General features: G+C 60.9%; 18 protein-coding genes. 3 read left to right on the top strand and 15 right to left on the bottom strand.

Features of this window, described 5'->3' with window-relative positions:
* Positions 1-57: 57 nt before the first annotated feature.
* The 7 genes from ACERZ8_RS10650 to ACERZ8_RS10620 form a co-directional block, all read right to left on the bottom strand.
* Positions 58-408 (bottom strand): H-type lectin domain-containing protein, encoded by a 351-nt coding sequence (locus ACERZ8_RS10650; RefSeq protein WP_407592171.1) that lies wholly within the window; start codon positions 406-408, stop codon positions 58-60.
* Between the two features lie 124 nt (positions 409-532).
* A complete protein-coding gene (locus ACERZ8_RS10645; RefSeq protein WP_407592170.1) occupies positions 533-958 on the bottom strand; it encodes a F0F1 ATP synthase subunit epsilon in 426 nt (141 codons plus the stop codon).
* Positions 959-1,044: 86 nt separating this feature from the next.
* On the bottom strand, positions 1,045-2,469 hold the full coding sequence (gene atpD / locus ACERZ8_RS10640; RefSeq protein ID WP_407592169.1) for a F0F1 ATP synthase subunit beta: 1,425 nt from the start codon (positions 2,467-2,469) through the stop codon (positions 1,045-1,047).
* An 18-nt stretch (positions 2,470-2,487) separates the two neighbouring features.
* Positions 2,488-3,360 carry a F0F1 ATP synthase subunit gamma gene (locus ACERZ8_RS10635; protein ID WP_407592168.1) on the bottom strand — a complete coding sequence of 291 codons (873 nt, stop codon included), beginning with the start codon at positions 3,358-3,360 and terminating at the stop codon, positions 2,488-2,490.
* A 15-nt stretch (positions 3,361-3,375) separates the two neighbouring features.
* The gene (gene atpA, locus ACERZ8_RS10630; RefSeq protein WP_407592167.1) at positions 3,376-4,917 is read right to left on the bottom strand and encodes a F0F1 ATP synthase subunit alpha; all 1,542 of its coding nucleotides are present in this window, start codon (positions 4,915-4,917) and stop codon (positions 3,376-3,378) included.
* Positions 4,918-5,478 carry a F0F1 ATP synthase subunit delta gene (locus ACERZ8_RS10625; protein ID WP_407592166.1) on the bottom strand — a complete coding sequence of 187 codons (561 nt, stop codon included), beginning with the start codon at positions 5,476-5,478 and terminating at the stop codon, positions 4,918-4,920. It lies immediately after the preceding gene.
* A 471-nt stretch (positions 5,479-5,949) separates the two neighbouring features.
* Positions 5,950-6,693, bottom strand: a complete 744-nt coding sequence (locus tag ACERZ8_RS10620; RefSeq protein WP_407594242.1) for a class I SAM-dependent methyltransferase — start codon at positions 6,691-6,693, stop codon at positions 5,950-5,952.
* Positions 6,694-6,763: 70 nt separating this feature from the next.
* Here ACERZ8_RS10620 and gloB point away from each other — a divergent pair, with 70 nt between their 5' ends.
* Together gloB and clpA are read left to right on the top strand one after the other, a co-directional pair.
* Positions 6,764-7,531 (top strand): hydroxyacylglutathione hydrolase, encoded by a 768-nt coding sequence (gene gloB, locus ACERZ8_RS10615; protein ID WP_407592165.1) that lies wholly within the window; start codon positions 6,764-6,766, stop codon positions 7,529-7,531.
* Positions 7,532-7,725: 194 nt separating this feature from the next.
* Positions 7,726-10,047: an ATP-dependent Clp protease ATP-binding subunit ClpA gene (clpA, locus tag ACERZ8_RS10610; protein WP_407592164.1), complete on the top strand. Its 2,322-nt coding sequence runs from the start codon at positions 7,726-7,728 to the stop codon at positions 10,045-10,047.
* A 266-nt stretch (positions 10,048-10,313) separates the two neighbouring features.
* Here the strand turns inward: clpA and ACERZ8_RS10605 are convergent, their stop codons facing one another.
* The 3 genes from ACERZ8_RS10605 to ACERZ8_RS10595 all read right to left on the bottom strand — a co-directional run bounded on the left by ACERZ8_RS10605 (position 10,314) and on the right by ACERZ8_RS10595 (position 14,712).
* Entirely contained in the window at positions 10,314-12,818 is a 2,505-nt protein-coding gene (locus tag ACERZ8_RS10605) for a peptidoglycan -binding protein (protein WP_407592163.1), read from the bottom strand.
* Positions 12,819-12,820: 2 nt separating this feature from the next.
* A complete protein-coding gene (locus ACERZ8_RS10600) occupies positions 12,821-14,107 on the bottom strand; it encodes a biopolymer transporter ExbB (RefSeq protein ID WP_407592162.1) in 1,287 nt (428 codons plus the stop codon).
* A gap of 74 nt (positions 14,108-14,181) precedes the next feature.
* The gene (locus tag ACERZ8_RS10595) at positions 14,182-14,712 is read right to left on the bottom strand and encodes a gamma-glutamylcyclotransferase (protein WP_407592161.1); all 531 of its coding nucleotides are present in this window, start codon (positions 14,710-14,712) and stop codon (positions 14,182-14,184) included.
* A gap of 64 nt (positions 14,713-14,776) precedes the next feature.
* On the opposite strand from ACERZ8_RS10595, the gene ACERZ8_RS10590 reads away from it, so the two are divergent.
* Positions 14,777-15,775, top strand: coding sequence for a DUF2125 domain-containing protein (locus tag ACERZ8_RS10590; RefSeq protein WP_407592160.1), 999 nt, complete (start codon positions 14,777-14,779; stop codon positions 15,773-15,775).
* A gap of 85 nt (positions 15,776-15,860) precedes the next feature.
* Here the strand turns inward: ACERZ8_RS10590 and ACERZ8_RS10585 are convergent, their stop codons facing one another.
* The 5 genes from ACERZ8_RS10585 to ACERZ8_RS10565 all read right to left on the bottom strand — a co-directional run bounded on the left by ACERZ8_RS10585 (position 15,861) and on the right by ACERZ8_RS10565 (position 20,273).
* Positions 15,861-16,613, bottom strand: a complete 753-nt coding sequence (locus ACERZ8_RS10585; protein WP_407592159.1) for an extensin-like domain-containing protein — start codon at positions 16,611-16,613, stop codon at positions 15,861-15,863.
* Positions 16,610-17,518 (bottom strand): prephenate/arogenate dehydrogenase family protein, encoded by a 909-nt coding sequence (locus ACERZ8_RS10580; RefSeq protein ID WP_407594240.1) that lies wholly within the window; start codon positions 17,516-17,518, stop codon positions 16,610-16,612. The genes ACERZ8_RS10585 and ACERZ8_RS10580 overlap by 4 nt, the downstream gene beginning before the upstream one ends.
* Complete coding sequence (gene hisC / locus ACERZ8_RS10575; RefSeq protein ID WP_407592158.1) at positions 17,518-18,606, bottom strand: histidinol-phosphate transaminase; 1,089 nt, start codon at positions 18,604-18,606, stop codon at positions 17,518-17,520. The genes ACERZ8_RS10580 and hisC overlap by 1 nt, the downstream gene beginning before the upstream one ends.
* A gap of 126 nt (positions 18,607-18,732) precedes the next feature.
* The gene (locus ACERZ8_RS10570) at positions 18,733-19,770 is read right to left on the bottom strand and encodes an endonuclease/exonuclease/phosphatase family protein (protein ID WP_407592157.1); all 1,038 of its coding nucleotides are present in this window, start codon (positions 19,768-19,770) and stop codon (positions 18,733-18,735) included.
* A gap of 71 nt (positions 19,771-19,841) precedes the next feature.
* The gene (locus tag ACERZ8_RS10565; RefSeq protein ID WP_407592156.1) at positions 19,842-20,273 is read right to left on the bottom strand and encodes a hypothetical protein; all 432 of its coding nucleotides are present in this window, start codon (positions 20,271-20,273) and stop codon (positions 19,842-19,844) included.
* Between the last annotated feature and the right edge of the window lie 94 nt (positions 20,274-20,367).

Here is a 20,367-nt window from a genome sequence, read left to right as displayed (position 1 = left end):
TTCACTTCGCCAGATAAACTCTCCCCGAAGGGCCGGGCAGCCACAAAGACGATCCCGTCAATAAAGGTCCCACTCGTCCGGCTGGCGCACTTCACCCATGGCCATCCACGCCACGCGCACCCGGGCCACGCGCGTGTCACCCCATGTGCGAAACACCAGATCAAAGCCAGCCGCGTCGATCAATTCTGCTGACACATCGGCGCGCAGCGCCGTCTTGGTGTCCACGTCCCACATGGAAATCGACACGTGCACGGATGGAGGTACGCGGAACTCTTCGGAAAAGGCGACACGTCGACGGCGCTCGCGTTGACCGCGTCCGGTCCACATCTCCCCCCCGTCCTCGAAATCCGAAAACAGGATTGCATCGCCTTGGTCGATGCCGATCAGATGGTTTTCCAGTCGTTTCATACCGTCGTCGTCTCAAAGTCTTTTGCGGGTCTACGCCAACAAAACGGCAAATTTAGGTCCGCAACATCAAAAAAGGCTCCGCCACTGGCAGAGCCTTTGCAATCATTTCATCAACCGCGCATTTTTAGAGGTTCGGTTGTTTGGTGCTCAATCCGATTTCGGAGCCGACAGCCACCATGTCCGCCATCAGTTTCACGGCGTCATCCACCGGACCGGGATCGTTCTGCGCGGCCTGCTTGGCACGGTCGTAGACCTCTTGCGCCTCGTCAAACATCGCGTCCATGTCGTCCTGGGTCATGTCACCCTTGGCCACGGCGCGTTCTGCGAGAACGGACACGCCTTGCGTGCCGATTTCGGCAAAGCCACCCGTTACCACATATTCATGGGTGCTGCCACCCGCCTCGACCCGCAGCACACCGGGGCGCAGCGTTGTGATCGTGGGGGCGTGATCGGCCATCACGGTCATATCGCCATCCGCACCGGGGATCTGCACCGCTGCGGCCTCCATCGAAGCCAGTTCGCGTTCGGGGGATACCAGATCAAATTGCATCTTTGCCTCCTCTTCGGGCGGTGCGCGCATGGCCCACCCTGCCCTTTGGCACTTTCGTAGGGTGGGCAGTGCTGCCCACCACGCACTTATGCGGCGTCAGCGGCCATTTTCTGGGCTTTCGCGATCACTTCCTCGATGCCGCCAACCATGTAGAAGGCGCCTTCGGGCAAGTGGTCGTATTCACCGGCCACAACTGCCTTGAACGAGGAAATGGTGTCTTCCAGTGGCACCTGAATGCCGTCAGAGCCGGTGAACACCTTGGCCACGTCAAAGGGCTGGCTGAGGAAACGCTGGATCTTACGCGCACGGGACACTGTCAGTTTGTCCTCTTCGCTCAGTTCGTCCATCCCGAGGATCGCGATGATGTCCTGCAGCGACTTGTAGCGCTGGAGGATCTGCTGCACGTCCGAGGCCACCTTGTAGTGCTCTTCACCCACGATCTGCGGGTCCATCAGGCGCGACGAGCTGTCGAGCGGGTCCACGGCGGGGTAAATGCCGAGTTCCGAAATCGCTCGGCTCAGAACGGTTGTCGCATCAAGGTGCGCAAAGGTTGTGGCAGGCGCGGGATCGGTGAGGTCGTCCGCAGGCACGTACACGGCCTGAATCGACGTGATCGAGCCCGACTTGGTCGATGTAATCCGTTCCTGCATCGCACCCATGTCGGTCGCCAGTGTCGGCTGGTAGCCCACAGCAGAGGGGATACGACCCAAGAGGGCGGACACTTCGGAACCAGCTTGCGTAAAGCGGAAGATGTTGTCCACAAAGAACAGAACGTCCGTGCCGGAGGCATCGCGGAACTGCTCGGCCAGTGTCAGACCCGTCAGGGCCACACGCGCACGCGCGCCTGGAGGTTCGTTCATCTGACCGTAGACCAGCGCAACCTGAGATTCCTCGAGGTTGTCGGGCTTGATCACGTTGGATTCGATCATCTCGTGGTAGAGGTCGTTGCCCTCACGGGTCCGCTCACCCACACCCGCGAACACGGAGTAACCCGAGTGGACTTTGGCGATGTTGTTGATCAGTTCCATGATCAGAACCGTCTTGCCAACGCCAGCACCACCGAAGAGGCCGATTTTACCGCCCTTGGAATAGGGCGCCAGCAGGTCAACAACCTTGATACCTGTCACAAGAATTTCGGATTCTGTCGACTGTTCGGCAAAGGCAGGCGCATCCGCGTGAATCGGGCGCTTTTCTTCGGCCTCGACCGGGCCGCCTTCGTCCACAGGCTCGCCCACGACGTTCAGGATGCGGCCCAGCGTTTTGGGGCCGACCGGCACCATGATCGGGCCGTCTGTGTCCACAACTTCCTGACCGCGGACCAACCCTTCGGAGCTGTCCATCGCGATGGTGCGCACTGTGTTTTCACCGAGGTGCTGGGCCACTTCCAACACCAGCTTGTTGCCGTTGTTGTCGGTGGTCAGCGCGTTCAGAATTTCCGGCAGGTGGTCATCGAACTGCACGTCGACAACGGCCCCGATGACTTGTGTTACTTTGCCTTTAGCATTTGCCATGTTTCGTCTCCGGTTTTCTTACAGCGCTTCCGCGCCGGAAATAATTTCGATCAGCTCGTTGGTGATGACGGCCTGACGCGAGCGGTTGTACTGGATGGTCAACTGGTCGATCATGTCGCCCGCGTTGCGCGTGGCGTTGTCCATTGCCGACATCCGGGCACCCTGTTCGGACGCCGCGTTTTCAAGAAGGGCCGCAAAGATCGCAGTTGCCACGGCGCGTGGCAGAAGGTCGGCCAGGATCGCCTCTTCGTCGGGTTCGTAGTCGTACAGCGTTTCGGACGCTTCATACCCTTCCGGCACCGCGAACGGGATGATCTGTTGCGCTGTCGGGATTTGCGTCACGACGTTCTGGAACTTGCCAAAGAAGATGGTGGCGACATCGAATTCGCCCTCATCAAAGCGGCCCAGCACGTCCTTGGCCACGCCTTGCGCGTCACCATAGCTCATCCGTTTGACATCACTCAGGTCGATATGGCCGATCAGGTTGTCGCCAAAGTCGCGCTTGAGCTGATCACGCCCTTTTTTGCCGACCGTCAGGATTTTGACTGTCTTGCCAGCGGCTTGCAGTTTGGTTGCGTGCGTTTTGGCCAGTTTGACGATGTTCGTGTTGAACCCGCCGCACAAGCCACGCTCGGATGTCATGACGACCAGCAACTGCACCTTGTCGCTTCCTGTGCCCGCCAGCAGTTTCGGCGCACTGTCCGATCCTTCGGCCGCCGAAGACAGGCCCGCCATCACAGCCAGAAACCGTTCAGTATAGGGGCGCGACTGTTCTGCCGCTTCCTGTGCACGGCGCAATTTTGCCGCCGCGACCATCTGCATGGCCTTGGTGATTTTTCGCGTCGATTTGACCGACGCGATCCTGTTTTTCAGGTCCTTGAGATTTGGCATTGCCCGACCTCCAAATTAAGCGAAGGTCGAAGCGAACTCGTCGAGGGCCGCCTTCATCTTGTCGACGTTCTCACCCGATTTGAACTTGGGATCTTCGTCCGCAATCCACTTGAGGAAGTCCGCCTTCTGGCTGCGCAGGAACTTGAGCAGACCGGCCTCGAACTTGCCCACGTCGCCGACGGGCAGCTTGTCGAGATAGCCGTTGGTGCCCGCAAAGATCACGCAAACGATTTCGGCGTTGGTCAGCGGCGCATATTGCGGCTGTTTCATCAGTTCGGTCAGGCGTGCACCCCGGTTCAGAAGCTGCTGCGTTGCGGCATCGAGGTCGGAACCGAACTGCGCAAAGGCCGCCATTTCACGGTACTGGGCCAGCGACAGTTTCACAGGGCCAGCAACCGACGACATCGCGTCTGTTTGGGCGGAAGACCCAACACGGGACACCGACAGACCGGTGTTCACGGCAGGACGGATCCCCTGATAGAACAGCTCGGTTTCAAGGAAAATCTGACCGTCGGTGATCGAAATCACATTTGTCGGGATAAAGGCCGACACGTCGCCGCCTTGGGTTTCAATGATCGGCAGAGCCGTCAGCGATCCCGCGCCATTGTCTTCGTTCAGCTTGGCCGAACGTTCCAGCAGGCGGGAGTGGAGGTAGAAAACGTCGCCGGGATAGGCTTCGCGGCCTGGTGGGCGACGCAGCAGCAGCGACATCTGGCGATAGGACACGGCCTGTTTGGACAGGTCATCATAGACGATCAGCGCGTGGCGGCCATTGTCGCGGAAATGTTCCGCCATGGAAGTCGCCGCATATGGCGCGAGGAACTGCATCGGCGCCGGGTCGGACGCGGTCGCGGCCACAACGATCGAATAATCAATCGCGCCGGACTCTTCGAGCTTTTTCACCAGCTGGGCAACAGTCGAACGTTTTTGGCCAACGGCGACATAAACGCAGTAGAGCTTCTTGCTCTCATCGTCGCCCGCAGCGTCGTTGTAGGACTTCTGGTTCAGGATCGCGTCCAGCGCCACGGCAGTCTTGCCGGTCTGACGGTCACCAATGATCAGTTCGCGCTGGCCACGGCCAATCGGGATCATCGCGTCCACGGCCTTGAGGCCCGTTGCCATCGGCTCATGGACCGACTTGCGCGGGATGATGCCGGGCGCTTTCACGTCGGCAACGCTGCGGTTCTTGGCATTGATCGGGCCCTTGCCGTCCAGCGGGTTGCCCAGACCGTCAACAACACGACCCAGCAGTTCGTCACCCACGGGCACGTCCACAATCGCGTTCGTGCGCTTGACCGTGTCACCTTCTTTGATGTCACGGTCGGAACCGAAGATAACCACACCGACGTTGTCGGTTTCGAGGTTCAGCGCCATGCCCTGAATGCCGCCGGGGAATTCAACCATCTCACCGGCTTGGACATTGTCGAGGCCGTAGACGCGGGCAATACCGTCACCCACTGACAAAACGCGGCCCACTTCGGCCACTTCTGCTTCCTGACCAAAGTTCTTGATCTGGTCTTTCAGGATTGCAGAAATCTCTGCTGCTTGGATACCCATTTATCCGACCTCTTTCATTGCATTCTGGAGGGAAGAGAGCTTGGAGCGGATCGACGTGTCGATCATCTTCGAGCCCACTTTTACGATCAATCCACCGATGAGGCTTTCATCGACGGACGCATTAATAGTGACGTCCTTACCCATACGGGCCTTGAGCGTCTTGGCAAGGCTTTCGCTTTGCGCCTTGGTCAGTGCCTTGGCAGATGTGACATCTGCTGTGACTTCGCCCTTGTCGTCGGCAATGGCGAGGCGCAGGGCCTGCACCAGGTGTGGCACAACAAACAGGCGGCGTTTTTCTGCCATCAGCGCCAGCGTGTTGGTCATCACTGAGGTCAGACCCGCCTTTTTGGCAATCGCGGAGATGGCCGCGCGTTGTTCGTCGCGGCTGTAAAGCGGCGAGTGGATCAGCGCGTTAAAGTCTGCACTGTCGGCCATCGCCGATGTCAGGGTCGCCAGATCGCCTTCAAGGCTTTTGACGTCGCCCGCGTCTTTGGCAAGCTCGTAGACAGCAGTGGCATAGCGCGCAGCGATGCCTGTGGAGATCGAAGCTGGTTCGGACACGTCCACCCTTTCGATGTCTTGGCCCCGTTTCCCGCTGGTACATAGCGCGACCCGGAGGTGTTGGTACGCCTCGGGAGCCCCCGGAGCGAAGAAATCAGAGGGGATGTAGCAGAGGGTGCCAGACCCCGCAACATATGTTCGTGAACAGGTGTTTGTCGGGTTATTAAGCCTTTTCAGTGGGTTATATAAACTGCGACCGTTTGGCCTGACGCAAATGCAATATTTCTGTCGCAAAACTCACGGATTCACATGCGATTCCGTCTGCCGGGAGGCTCCGCATGCTGGTTTTTGCGACGCACACACTGCCCGAATGCATTCAAAGCGGACTGACCCGTCGGATTTTCGGACATTCGGTCAGAACACGTTGTGATTTGAAGGGGATGGCATGTCGTTGCGATGTTACAACGGCATCTGGCAGTCGATAGCAAAACAGTCGCACGGTTTTGCTACACCCTTGGAGCGTCTCCTACACTACACCCGCCCCGCAATCGGCGCGGGCACACCTTGTGGCACTTTCTGACGCTTAGCCGCAGCGCGCTGGACCTTCCCCTTGGGCGGATAGACCAGTTTCGATGCTTCGACCATAAAGGCCCCACCCGCAAACATACCGGGCATCGCGCGCCCCACCTTTTCGAACATCGGCCCCGATTTCATCCACAGCCGTTTGCTTGACGGCATCTGGTAAAGCGCACCCAGATGTCGTTCAGGCAGGAATTGATGCTTGCGCAACTGCGTCTCAAGTTGGCTTGCCGAATAGGGCCGCCCAAACCCGAACGGCGTGCGGTCGCGGCGCGACCACAGTCCGGCGCGATTGGGGACAATAAACAACGCCTTGCCACCCGGTCCCAACACGCGCCACGCCTCTTCCAAAAGGTCAAAGGCGCGCTCGGAGGTCTCAAGCCCGTGCAACATGATCAGCTTGTCGACATGACCCGTTTCGATCGGCCAAAGCGTCTCTTCGGTCAGGACAGACACGTTTTCACCATCCGGCGGCCAGGGCATCACCCCTTGCGGGCCGGGCATCAGCGCGATTACCCGCCGCGCGTCCGTAAGGTAGGGGCGCAAGAGCGGCACGGCGAAACCGAACCCCGCAACTGTCTGCCCTTTTGCTTCGGGCCAGAATTGCGTGACGCGACGGCGCATGGAGGCCTGCGCAGCCCGCCCCAGCGCGCTACGGTAATAGAAGTTGCGCAGGTCTTGTACGTCCAGATGCATCGGTCTCTTGCCCTTGGGCGGCGTGTGCGCCACGGTTGAGATATACCTACCTCATGAAAGCGCAATTGCCATGCCTCTCGATATCCGCACGATCCCCTGCTTGTCGGACAACTACGCATTTCTCGCGCATGATCCGGACACCGGGGCCACCGCAGTGATCGATATCCCCGAGGCCGGACCAATCATCGCGGCCTTGGCGGAAACGGGATGGACGCTGACGGATGTGCTGATCACCCACCATCACTACGACCACGTCGATGGCCTGCCCGCGTTGCTGGCCGCCCATCCCGCCCGCGTGATCGGGGCGGCAGCCGATGCAGATCGCCTGCCCCCTCTGGACGTGGCCGTTGCGGAAGGCGACACGGTGACAATTGGCGCGCAAACCGGACAGGTCATCGACGTGTCAGGCCACACCATCAACCACATCGCATTTCACTTTCCCGACTCCAAGGCTCTCTTTACCGCCGACAGCCTGATGGCTTTGGGCTGTGGTCGCGTGTTCGAGGGCACCAAAGCACAGATGCATGAAAGCCTGCAAAAGCTCGCCGTGTTGCCAGAGGATACGGTGGTTTATTCAGGTCACGAATACACGGCCGCGAACGCCAAATTCGCACTGAGTATTGATCCCGACAATCCAGCCCTTATATCGCGGGTCCGGGATGTGACCGAAAAACGCGCAAACGGTCTGCCGACGGTGCCCTCGCTTCTGTCAGAAGAGTTGCAAACCAACCCGTTTCTGCGCGCCAACGACCCCGCCATTCAGGCCCATTTGGGCATGGTTGGCGCAAACGCCGCCGACGTGTTCAGCGAAATCCGCACCCGGAAAGACAATTTCTGATTGCGGTTGCGCTAACAGCACGCCCAAAACGACACCAAACACACGCAGTTCACGCTATTTGTGAGCACATAGGCAAAGAAAAGCCTTGAAGACGCGCGCTGTTCAACCAAACTTAAACACATGAGGCCATGGTTGGTCAGGGACCTCGATATTCCTCGCGGCCCCAACCGACCCCGATCGATAGGAGCACCGCTGTGCCTTCATTCTCGACAACACTCGAAAAAGCAATCCATCAGGCTCTTGCGCTGGCCAACGAACGCCGGCACGAATTCGCAACGCTCGAACATCTTTTGCTCTCTCTCGTGGACGAGCCGGACGCGCGCCGCGTGATGCAGGCCTGTTCCGTCGACATTGACGAGTTGCGCGGCACACTTGTCGAATTTGTCGATGATGATCTGTCCAACCTTGTCACCGACATCGACGGCTCCGAAGCGGTGCCCACCGCCGCCTTCCAGCGCGTGATTCAGCGCGCCGCCATCCACGTGCAATCCTCTGGCCGCACCGAAGTGACTGGCGCCAACGTGCTGGTCGCCATCTTTGCCGAACGCGAAAGCAACGCGGCCTACTTCCTGCAGGAACAGGACATGACGCGCTATGACGCGGTGAACTTCATCGCCCATGGTGTCGCCAAGGACCCTGCATTTGGCGAGGCGCGGCCCGTATCCGGCGCTCCCGAGTCCGAGGAAGAGCCCCAAGGCGTCACCGAAGGCGAGAAAAAGGAATCCGCGCTGGCGAAGTATTGCGTGGACCTCAACGAAAAGTCCCGCGAAGGCGACATTGATCCGCTGATCGGGCGCGATTCCGAGGTGGAGCGCTGCATCCAAGTGCTGTGCCGTCGTCGCAAGAACAACCCACTGCTGGTGGGTGATCCCGGCGTAGGCAAAACGGCGATTGCCGAGGGCCTTGCCCGCAAGATCGTGGCCGGTGAAACGCCCGAAGTGCTGGCTGGCACCACCATCTATTCGCTGGACATGGGCGCATTGCTGGCCGGAACCCGCTATCGCGGTGATTTCGAGGAGCGGTTGAAAGCTGTCGTGACCGAGCTTGAGGATCACGAGGACGCCGTGCTGTTCATCGACGAAATCCACACTGTCATTGGCGCCGGTGCGACATCCGGCGGGGCGATGGACGCATCGAACCTGCTCAAACCCGCCCTGCAGGGTGGCAAGCTGCGCACCATGGGCTCCACCACCTACAAGGAGTTCCGCCAGCATTTCGAAAAGGATCGCGCACTCAGCCGCCGGTTCCAGAAGATCGACGTGAATGAACCCTCGGTCGAGGATGCAACCAAGATCCTCAAGGGCCTCAAGCCCTATTTCGAAGATCACCACGGCGTCAAATATACCTCTGATGCTATCAAGACATCGGTCGAGTTGGCAAGCCGGTACATCAATGACCGCAAACTGCCCGATTCCGCCATCGACGTGATCGACGAAGCGGGTGCCGCACAGCATCTGGTCGCCGCCGCCAAACGACGCAAGACCATCGGCACCAAGGAAATCGAGAATGTCGTGGCCAAGATCGCGCGCATTCCGCCCAAGAACGTGTCCAAGGACGATGCCGAAACGCTGAAAGACCTCGAAGCGTCCCTGAAACGCGTCGTGTTCGGGCAGGACGATGCAATTGTTGCGCTGTCTTCGGCAATCAAGCTGGCACGCGCCGGTCTGCGCGAACCTGAAAAGCCCATCGGCAACTACCTGTTCGCAGGGCCAACTGGCGTGGGTAAGACTGAGGTGGCCAAGCAATTGGCCGACACGCTCGGGGTTGAGATGCTGCGCTTTGACATGTCCGAGTACATGGAAAAACACGCGGTCTCGCGCCTGATCGGGGCCCCTCCGGGCTATGTCGGCTTCGATCAGGGCGGCATGCTGACGGATGGTGTGGACCAGCATCCGCACTGTGTGCTGCTTCTGGACGAGATGGAGAAAGCGCACCCGGATGTCTACAACATCCTATTGCAGGTGATGGACCATGGGAAACTGACCGACCACAACGGGCGCACGGTGGATTTCCGCAACGTGATCCTGATCATGACGTCGAATGCCGGGGCCTCGGACATGGCCAAGGCGGCCATCGGTTTCAACCGTGACCGGCGCGAGGGCGAGGACACGGCAGCCATCGAGCGGACGTTCACGCCCGAGTTCCGCAACCGTCTGGACGCGGTGATCAGCTTTGCTCCGCTGCCGAAATCGGTGATCCTGCAAGTGGTCGAGAAATTCGTGCTCCAGCTTGAGGCGCAACTGATGGACCGGAACGTGACCATCGAGTTGACCAAACCCGCAGCCGAATGGCTGGCCGATAAGGGCTATGACGACAAGATGGGCGCGCGCCCCTTGGGTCGCGTGATCCAGGAACACATCAAAAAGCCGCTGGCCGAGGAATTGTTGTTCGGCAAGCTGATGAAGGGCGGTGTGGTCAAGGTCGGCGTCAAAGGCGGCGAGTTGGACCTGAAACTTGAAGGCCCTGACAAACCGCGTCTGTCTGGTAACAAACCACCGTTGCTGACGGCGGACTGACACGCGCGGGCACTTGTGTGCCCCTTTGCACTCTCCTTGCCGCGAGTACGCTTGCGGCAAGGACAAAATGCCAAACTCTTCCGATGTTTTGCGACTTTCGAACCCGTGGCGATTTCAAGCCTTGGGTTGATCGCGCGTCAGGATGCGGCGACAGACGCGTGCTGTTCCCTCGCAATAACCGATTTTGACATGGTCACCGTCCGTCTGCGCACCAGGTTTTAAACCGCAGATGCAGGACGTGCCAATCTCAAGTCCCGACATTCCAGCTACTTTTCGGTAAACTTCAACTCGATCCGGCGGTTCTGCGCGCGGGCCTCGGGCGTATCTTCGGGATTGATAGGTTGAAATTGACCAAACCCGTTTGCGGACAGCCGGTCCGGAGGAATGGAGAGGAAGTTAACCATATAGCGCACGACTGACAGCGCGCGTGCCTGGCTAAGTTCCCAGTTGTCGGCAAACTCTCCTGTGCCCAGAAGTGGTACATTGTCCGTGTGCCCATCGACCTGAATGACCCAATCAATCCCGGCCGGAATGTCGTCTGCAACATTGCGCAGGATGCTCGCAACCTTGGCAATCTCACCCTCACCCGCCGCAGACAGGTCCGCCCCGCCCGGTGGAAACAAAACTTCGGAGGAAAACACGAACCGGTCCCCGACGATCCGCACGCCGTCCTGCGCGCCCAGAACGTCGCGCAAGCGGCCAAAGAATTCCGAGCGGTAGCGCTCCAGATTCTGCGCCTCGGCCAACAACGCGGCGCGTTCCGCTTCAAGCCGCGCGCGCTCTGCCTCTTCCAACTCCCGGCGTCGGCGTTCTTCGGCAGCCACACGGGCGAGGGCCGTGTTCAACTCGGACCCCAATGATTGCAACTGCACATCGCGCGCCGCATCCCGCGCCACCGCATCATCCAGCAGCGCCTGCAATTGCCCCAACTGATTGCGCAGGGCTGCGACTTGCTGGTTCAACAATTCCGTCTGGCGCTGCGCCTCAAGTGTCGCCGCCTCTTCTTCGCTCAAGGCCTCGCGGGCCGCTGCCAGAAGCGCCGCACGCTCGTCAGCCGCGCTGCTGGTTTCGGCCAGTGCCTGTTCAGCCGCGGCCTTTTCTGCAAGGGCTGCGGCAAGAGCAGCGCGCACTTCGGCAGTGTCCGTGCCAAGGCTTTGCAATTCGGTTTCCGAGGCCAGTTTGGCCGCAAGTGCAGCGGCGAGTTGGTCGCGCACTTCAGAATTGCTGCTGCCTGCCGCGTCAGCATCGGCAAGTGCTGCATCGCGCGCGGCGATGGCCGTCGCCAGTTGCGTGCGCAGATCACTCAAGTCAGTGGATTGGGCGGCCAGCGTCCCTTCGGCCGCTGTGCGCGCCGCGACGGCAGCGGCCAAGCGGTCGCGAATATCGCTCAGTTCCAGGTTCGAGGCGGCAATGCGCGCCTCAAGCGTGGTCAGGCGCGCTTCCAGCATGGCGACTTCTTCGGCAGAGGCGGCACGCGCGGTGCGCGCATCTTCCAGTTGCGCCTGCAATTCAGTCACTTGTGCCGCACTTTCCGCCAGCGCCGCTTGCGCCTCTCCCAGCTCGGTTTGCAACGCGGCACTGGTCGAGGTTCCGTCATCCAGTGCGGCTTCGGCCGCCTGCAAGCGCAGTTCAAGCGAGGTCGCAAAGGCAGTGCGCTCGTCAAGCTGGCTGAGCGCACGCGCCAGCTGGGATTCGAGATCAGAGGCAGCGGCTGCCCCATCTTCGGCATCCAAAAGGGCGGCGGCCAGTTGCGCCTCAAGGCTCGCACGTTCGGAATTGGCCGACAGAGTCTCCGCCTCTGACGCATTGAGTGCGGCCAAGGCCTTGGCAAGGTCGGCCTCAAGCTGTTCGAGCCTTGTCTGTGCGGCCTCTGCACTGACTTCGGAAGATTGCACGGCAAGAAGTGCGGCGGCCAATTGTGCATCCAGATCCTCTTCGGCGGCGCGCGCCGCGGCGAGCAGGGTCAGCGTGTCCTCGGCCTCCTGCCGCTGGGCTTCCAGCGCAAGCGTCATGGCCGTAAGCTCCGCATCCGCATTCTCAAGCCGGGCACGCAGCGCCTCCGCAGCGGCGGCTTCGGCAAGCCGTGCGGCCTCTTCCGCACTCAGCGCCTCTTGGGCATCTTGCAAATCAGCCTGAAGGGCGGCCGCCTCGGCGCTCGTGTCAGCATTCCGGCTGCGCAAATCCGCGATCAGGGCCTGCAGCGCCTCGGTGCGGGCCGCGGCCAACCGCGCGGCTTCTGCCTGCGCGTCCGTTTCAGTGCGCGCCTGCGCGAGGGCGAGGTTCAGCGCCTCCTGTTCCGACAACAGACGCGCCTGTTCACTCTCAAGTCCCGTCACCCGCTCCAGCGCCCCGTCACGCTGCGATATCAAGGCGGCGACCTGCGCTTCGAAACTTGTGATCCGGGTTTGCGCGTCACTCAAAGCTGCGGCCTGAGCATCGCGTTCGGAGGTCAGCGATGCGATCAGGGCTGCCTGTTGCTGCACCTGCGATTCCGCGTCATTGAGCGTTGCATTCAGCGCATTGACCCGCGCGTCCAGTTGATCCGCGCGCTGCTCTTCCAGCCCAAGCGCTTGTGCCAGTGCCGCCACTTCACCCGCAAGCGCGTCAAGTTCGCTTTCCTGCCCTGTGATCGTTTCGCGCAAGACATATTGCACCACCATGAAGATGGTCAGCACGAACATCAGCACCAGCAAAAGGCCGGTCATCGCATCGACAAAGCCCGGCCAGATCGAGGCCTGAAAGCGTTGCCCTGTGCGTCGCGACAGCGCCATGGCTACAGCGCCCCGTCGTCAGGTTTCTTGCGCGGGCGTGCCCCGTCCGTCAGCCCGCTGCGCCGGTTTTGGCCACGCGGCTGGCTGAGCGCCGTGGCCAATGCCGACAGGTCCGTGCGCAACTCGGCCATGGTTTCCTGCCGCCCGGCACTGATTTCTTCAAGGATACGCAGCATCTGCACGTCAATCGAACGCAGGCGCATACGGCTTTCGGCGTCGATGCCGTCGCCACTGCCCTGCCCCTCGATCACTTCGATCAGGCGTTCCTGTGCGGCGATACTGCGGGCCTGCCCTTCGGCCATTTGCTGCACTCCGTCCGCCATGCGCGCCTGACCATCGGCCAGCCGGTCCACCGCGTCCGAACTGCCGCCCTGCCCCTGCATTTGCTGCGTCATGCGCTCGACCGTATCGGTCAGCTTTCCCAGCTTTTCATCCACGATGGAACGGCTGACATCCGATTGCAGAAAAACGTTCTGCAGGCTTTCCATCTGCTCGGCAAGGTGATCCATGACACCGGCCATCATGCTGGCCTCAGAGCTGCCTTCCCCCTCGACTTCGGCGGCGAAACTGACGCGGGTGATCGAGCTCAGCCATTCCTCAAGCTCGCGGTAAAAACGGTTCTGACCGTGACCCGCGAACAGCTCAAGCAGACCCACGATTAACGACCCCGCCAGCCCCAACAGCGACGAGGCAAAGGCAACACCCATCCCGTCAAGCTGCGATTCCAACCCGGACATGAGCCGCCCAAAGACTTCAAACCCGCTTTCGCCGTCCTGCGGCGCAAGGCTGCGAATGGTTTCGACAAGGGCGGGCACAGTGGTTGCCAGCCCATAGAATGTACCCAAAAGGCCAAGGAAAATCAGCAGGTTGACGATATAGCGCGTGATTTCCCGCATCTCGTCGATGCGCGTCGCCACCGAATCTAGAATTGACCGGGTCGAGGTCGCGTTCAACTGCATCCGCGATCCCCGTGCCCGCAGCAATGACGCAAGCGAGGCCAGCAATTGCGGCGCGCGTTCGCTTGCATTCGGCCCGTCGCTGGCAAACCTTTCAATCCAGCGCACCGACTGGATTAACTGGTAAACCATGTAGAAACAGGCAACGACACCGATCAAAAAGACAAAGACGATGAAGCCATTCAGGTACGGGTTGGCCTCGAACACCGGCAGGACGCGCGGCAGCGCCAGCACGACGCCTGCCCCGGACAGAAGCAGGATGACGATCATCAAAAGAACCTGCCGCACAGGCTGGCTGAAGTGCGGTTGTGCCTCGGGTGTGGTCTGCGCCATCGGCTGGCTCCTGACCCCTTATTTGTTCTGCTCTTGGCGCAATCTATCGGGTTTGAAACAAAAGCGCCAAGGATTTATGCCCGCAATGCTGCGACGCGGCGTGCAAGCCAGTCAAGGTCGCTGTCCGCCACCCCAAGCTTGAACAGATGTTCCGCCGTGTTGAACAGATATTCACTGTTCGGCCCACGCCCGCCGACGGCATGCGCGATGATCTGCGCCTGTTCTTCCAGCGGCAGACCGCCGCAATATTGTACGTGGTCCGGGTCGATCACGTAGGTCACCGCGTTGACCGTCTGCCCCGTGCCCAGCGTCACATCCAGCATCCGTTCCAGGTAGGCGGATGAGATCAGTTCACGCTCGCGCAAATAGGCCAGTGTTGCTTCCTCGGTGCCGGCCGCGGCCCGCAGGGCGACTCCGTTGCACATCGCACCCTCCGCCTCGTCCAGCGCCAGAACAAGCCCCGGTTCCGTGTCCGTGCCCCGATGATGGATCGAGCGCATGCAGAAGGATCGCGCATAACCTGACAGCGTCGCACTCACCTCTTCTGCCACTTCGAAACCGGGGTTCCACAGCAAACTTCCGTATCCAAACACCCACATGGTCATTTGACTGGTCCTTTTCCCATGCGATGCGATAGACCCGATTTCGCAGGCAAGGGAAAGGGCAAGCATGCGCAAATTGATCATCGCCGTGGCGGTTGCCTGCCTTGCGTGGTGTGCCTGGTGGTGGAGCGCCTCTGCTGCGTTGCAGAACGCCACATCTGCATGGTTCGATGCGCGCGAGGCCGAAGGCTGGCAGGCGGAGCTTGGGCGCGTCACAGGCGGCGGGTTTCCGTTCACTTTGCAAGCCAATCTCGCCGACATCGCGGTGGCTGACCCCGATGCAGGGCTTGCGATCCAGACAGCCGCCTTGAAGATCGACGCGCCTGCGCACTGGCCGGGCGACGTGACAGTCACCCTCGATGACGGCCCGATCCTGATAGCCTCCCCTCAGGGGCGTTCGACTCTGACGATGCAGGACGGGGTGATGGCGCTGAACCTGCACCCCGGGGCAGCGCTGGAACTGGAGGCTTTGGGCTGGACGTCGGCGGCGTGGCGCGTTGAAAACGCTGGTGGCGTGCAGATGCAGGCCGACACATTGACGCTGACGATGACCCAGACCAGCGGAGCGACCTACGACTTCGTGGCGCGCGCCAATGCCTTTGCCCCGGGTGATGCCACCCGCGCGCGCCTGCGGTTAAGCGAAGCCTTTCCCCGCGCCTTTGACAGCCTCACGATGCGCGCCACGGCGACTTTTGACCGGCCTTTGGATCGCGGCGCGCTTGATGCGGCCCGACCGCAACCCCGCCGGATCGCGCTGCATCTGGCCGAAGCGCGCTGGGGTGATCTGAACCTTAACTTCGCCGCTGATCTTACCGTCGATCCCGCTGGCATCCCCGATGGCACCATGTCGGTGCAGGCCGAAAACTGGCGCACGATGCTGGATTTCGCACAGGTCAGCGGTACGTTGCCCCCGGCAATGCGCGAGCGCGCCGAAGGCATCCTGCGGGTTCTCGCCGAAGCCTCGGGCAACCCTGACACACTCGATGTCGACCTGACGATGCGGGACGGGGCGATATATCTCGGCTTTCTGCCCATTGCCCCTGCACCGAGACTGATCCTGAGGTAACGGTTCTCTTTTCTCTGATTTGGAAAAACTCAGGGATCGTTCATCGCAAGCAATTTGCCCGAGGGCGATGACTACGCCTCAGAGATCACCGGCAATAGGCGCCGCCGCGATGCTTAGCCGTGTCAAAGTGGAAATGGTCGCGGTGAAATCGGTCGGAATTCGGCCCCAAGACCGTACCAAAGGGCCCGCAGGCCGCTTTGTGCATGGATTTGAGCGCGCGACCGTTGCGGGAATTCCAATCGTTCAGCACGGTGAGTGTCGTCCCGTCCTGCATCACAAATCCCGAGATATCGATGGCCTTGCCCCGACCGTGTTCGGAAATACGCGCGCCGGGTCGGTTGTTGCGGGTGCGGCAGGCATAATGCGCGGCCACGCGGTAGCTTTTCAGCCCCCCGCCCACATTGCGCAATGCCGGTTTTGCGCCCTTTTCAGTCCAGCGTTTCAATGCCTTGGCCGTGGGGCAGTCAATCACCGCGTGCTGGCTGAGGGCAACTCCGGAAACAGATTTTAGGCGCACAGCCTCCTTGACGCCGCATCCGTTGATCCGACCGGGAACAAACCCGACCACGTCGCCCTGCAAATCCGGATCACCGCAGACCTGACCCTTGCGCCGTTCTGCACGGCGCGCCATGGCCCGCTGCACAATCGCGCGCGGGCGCAAGGACGGGCGTAGTGATGTGGCCCCAGCGGCAAATGCGGCAAGCTGTACTGGTGCGCTCGGGCTCGGTTCGACATTGCGCGCGTCTGTCCCGGCCCGTGCGACGGGCCGTTTGGACGTATCGGGTGCTGCAGACGCCAGGCCAGCCATCACCAAAAGGACCAGCGCCAGCGCTTTCACCGTTTCCCTCCACGCCCGAAGTCGGGGGCATCCGTGTCCTGTCCGGCCTCGATGATGCCGCGCCGGATCGCGCGGGTGCGGGTGAAATAGGCATGCAGATGGTCGCCGTCCCCGCGCCGGATCGCGCGTTGCAAGGCGAACAGTTCTTCGGTGAAGCGGCCCAGAATCTCCAGCGTGGCATCCTTGTTGTTCAGGAACACATCCCGCCACATGGTCGGATCGCTGGCCGCAATGCGGGTAAAGTCGCGAAAACCTGCCGCCGAATACTTGATCACTTCGCTATCCGTCACACGGCGCAGATCGTCGGCCACGCCGACCATCGTGTAGGCGATCAGGTGCGGGGCATGGCTGGTCACTGCCAACACGAGGTCGTGGTGATCCGGTTCCATCTCGTCGACATATGCGCCCATGCCTTCCCAAAGGCCGCGCAGGCGCGCGACCGCGTCTGCATCGCTGCCCTCGACCGGCACAAGCAAGGTCCAGCGGTTGTCAAACAACTCGGCAAAGCCGCTCTCTGGTCCCGAGTGTTCAGTCCCGGCCAGCGGGTGCCCCGGCACGAAATGGACGGTGTCGGGCAGGTGCGGCGCGACGGCGTCGATGACCGCGCGCTTAACCGAGCCCACATCCGAAACAGTCGCGCCCGAAGCCAGATGCGGGCCGATTTCCGCCGCCACATCCCCCATCACGCCGACAGGCACGCACAGGATCACGAGGTCCGCACCTGCCACAGCCTCGGCGGCACTGTCACAGACGGTGTCGCACAACCCGATGCGCCGCGCCGTATCGCGGGTCGCTTGCGACCGGGCATAGCCTGTAACCTCACCTGCCAGACCACCGCGTTTGATGGCCCAGAACATGGAAGAGGCAATCAGGCCCAGCCCGATCAGGGCCACTCGGTTGTACATCACGCCGCTGCCCCTTCGCGCCATTTGGTCAGGGCATCAATGACACGCCCCGTCTGCTCTGCATCGCCGACGGTGATGCGCAATCCCTCGGGAAAGCCATAGCCCGCCACGCGCCGCACCAGAATGCCCGCCGCGTTCAGCGCCGCCTCGGCGGCATCCGCTTCGTGGCTGTCTGCGGCGCGGGCAAGGACAAAATTGGCGTGGCTCTCGTCACAGGCCAGTCCCAGCTGACGCACTGCACCGGTCAGGCGCGCACGCTGTTCAAGGTTCAGCATCGCACATTGCTTGACCCAGTTGCGGTCCCGCACAGCCGCCTCGGCCGCCGCCAATTGCACGACGGACAGGTTGAAAGGCTGCCGGATGCGGGTCATCACGTCGATCATCTGCTGCGGGCCATATCCCCAGCCAACGCGCAAACCACCAAGGCCGTAAATCTTGGAAAATGTGCGCGTGACCAACACGTTGTCCCGGTCCTTCGCCAGCGAAATGCCCCCGTCGTAGCCAGCCGCGAATTCCGCATAGGCCCCGTCGATCACAAGGATCACATAAGATGGCAATGCATCGGCAAGGCGCTCCAGCTCGCCCTCGGGCAGCATCGTGCCCGTGGGGTTGGCCGGGTTGGCCAGCAACACCACACGAGTGCGGTCGGTCACCGCAGACAGGATGGCGTCCACATCCACGACTCGCTCAACCTCGGGCACGCAGACGCGTGTTGCCCCCGCCATGCTCGTCAGGATCGGGTACATCGAAAACCCGTGTTCTGTGTAGATGATCTCGTCTCCGGGCCCCGAGAATGCTTGGGTGACGAATTGCAGCACCTCGTCTGACCCGACACCGCAGATCACACGGTCTGGGTCGACCTCCCAGACGTCGCCAATGGCATCGCGCAAAGCGGCGTGATCGGTCGGCGGGTAAAGGTGCATGCCAACTGCCGCCTCGCTCAGCGCCTTGATCGCACTTGCGGGCGCGCCCAGCGGGTTTTCATTCGAGCTGAGCTTGAGCACGTGATCCACACCCGCAAGATGCGACTGCCCGCCCTGATAGAGCGCGATGTCCATGATGCCGGGTTGTGGTGTGATGCTGCGCATGCGGGGCCTCGTTTTCCGTGAGGGGTGTTTTAGGACGCAGCGCGTGCAGAGACCAGTGGCAAAAGCGCGCGACCCGTCGTGCTTGCGCGCAGGCCGCCGCTTGGCACCCGGTAGCCTGGTTCTGTTCTAGACCGACGCACCCTCCGCTGGCTTCCATTGAAAGCCGACCCGGATAATCCCGTGGTCGTTTGTCCCGCTTTCCTTGTGGTCTTCGTGATTGAGGTGGTCATTTTCCACAACCATCTCGTCAAAGGCCCAGATGCGGCGTTTTGAGTTGTCGTAAAACTCCTGACTGAACAGGATATGATCCAGACTTTCGCGGTACCCTTTGAAAACATGGGTGTAATATACATCGCGCACCGACCGGTATTCCTGCATCGTCTGCGCCGTATAAAGCGCGTTGTCCCCACCCCCGGATGACAGCGGCGACAGGTACGTGGGCTGCTCGCTCAGAATGTTCAGGGTGTTGCTGTCTTTTCCGTCATTCATATCGCCGATCACGACGACGGGTGTGTCGGTCTTTTTGATCAGCTGGGTGACCAGAACCCGCAAGGCCGCAGCCTCGGCCGTGCGGCGCACAGTAGAGATGGCATAGCCGAGGGCGGCGATGTGCGGTCCGTGCACGTCCTTTTCGTACCAGCTGCGCTCGCGCCAGATCTGCGTCGGGCGACGAGATTTGAAGTGGCAGACAAAGACGTGGATTTCGGGCGTGCGCGGATCAGGCTTCACTCTGAAATGCAACACAGGGCGGGAAAACGTGCTCAGGCGGACTTCGATGAAGTCCTGTTGCGGATCGTCACCGCCGGATTTCAGCACGTATTCGGGCGGGAATTCAGTGATCCATTCCGGCTCGCCCACCAGCATGCCCTTGCGGACAAGGGCGGCGCAGACAATCCGCTTGCCGTTATGGTCGGGTGGCACCAGCGCGGTATAATCCCCTTCCAACTCGCCCGCGACCAGCGCCTGATCTATTGCATCGCCTGCCCACAATTCCTGCAGGCCAATCACATCCGCCTTGAGGCGCAGCAGCACATCGCGGGTAAAGTTGATTTTTCGGGCGAAGATTTCAAAATCCCAACCGTCAGAGTCGCCGTAAATTGCTTCTCCGGGCAGTTGCAGGTTCAAAAGGTTGAAACTCGCAAACGAGATATCGCGGGCACCCATGGCAGTCTCCAAATCTGATCAATTAATCCGGAAAAGCTACCACAGGTTGCGCGGGGCGGGGGCGAAAATTTTTATGTCACCGGCGCAGGCGTGGCCGGTCGCCACATCGGACCGACAGCCACAAGCAGAATGGCGATGTTGAACAGCACGTTTGAGGCGTGCCCCGAAAGGACCGATCCCGCACTGTCCAGACCAAACCAGCACAGCAAAGCGAAAAGCACGGTTTTGCGCACCCCTTCGGGTTCTGAATCATAGACCCACGCCTGTAACAGCCAGATCGTTACCCCCCACCCCAAAAGGATGCCGCCAAGGATGGCCGAGATGAATCGACTTGCCGGATCGCCGTACACGGGCAATCCATCAAGCGGCAGACCAAGCAAGTCCAGCGTGAGCTGCAGGGGGCCAGAGGTCGCCTCCATACTGCCCAGAAACATAACGGGGGCAAATGAACCAATCACCACTGCCGTGATTTTCAGCCAGAGTTTGTGCGTGTCGTGGGTCATTGGTGCCTCCGCAAGATTGATATCTGAAACGGACCTAGCGGAGGCGACATCATCGTTTCAATTACCTCTCGGGTAATGGGCGCGCCGCGCAATC

This window comes from Tateyamaria armeniaca (assembly GCF_045797845.1).
Taxonomy (GTDB): domain Bacteria; phylum Pseudomonadota; class Alphaproteobacteria; order Rhodobacterales; family Rhodobacteraceae; genus Tateyamaria; species Tateyamaria armeniaca.
The sequence above is the reverse complement of the archived record's forward strand: the minus strand, read 5'-3'. Positions and strand labels throughout refer to the sequence as shown.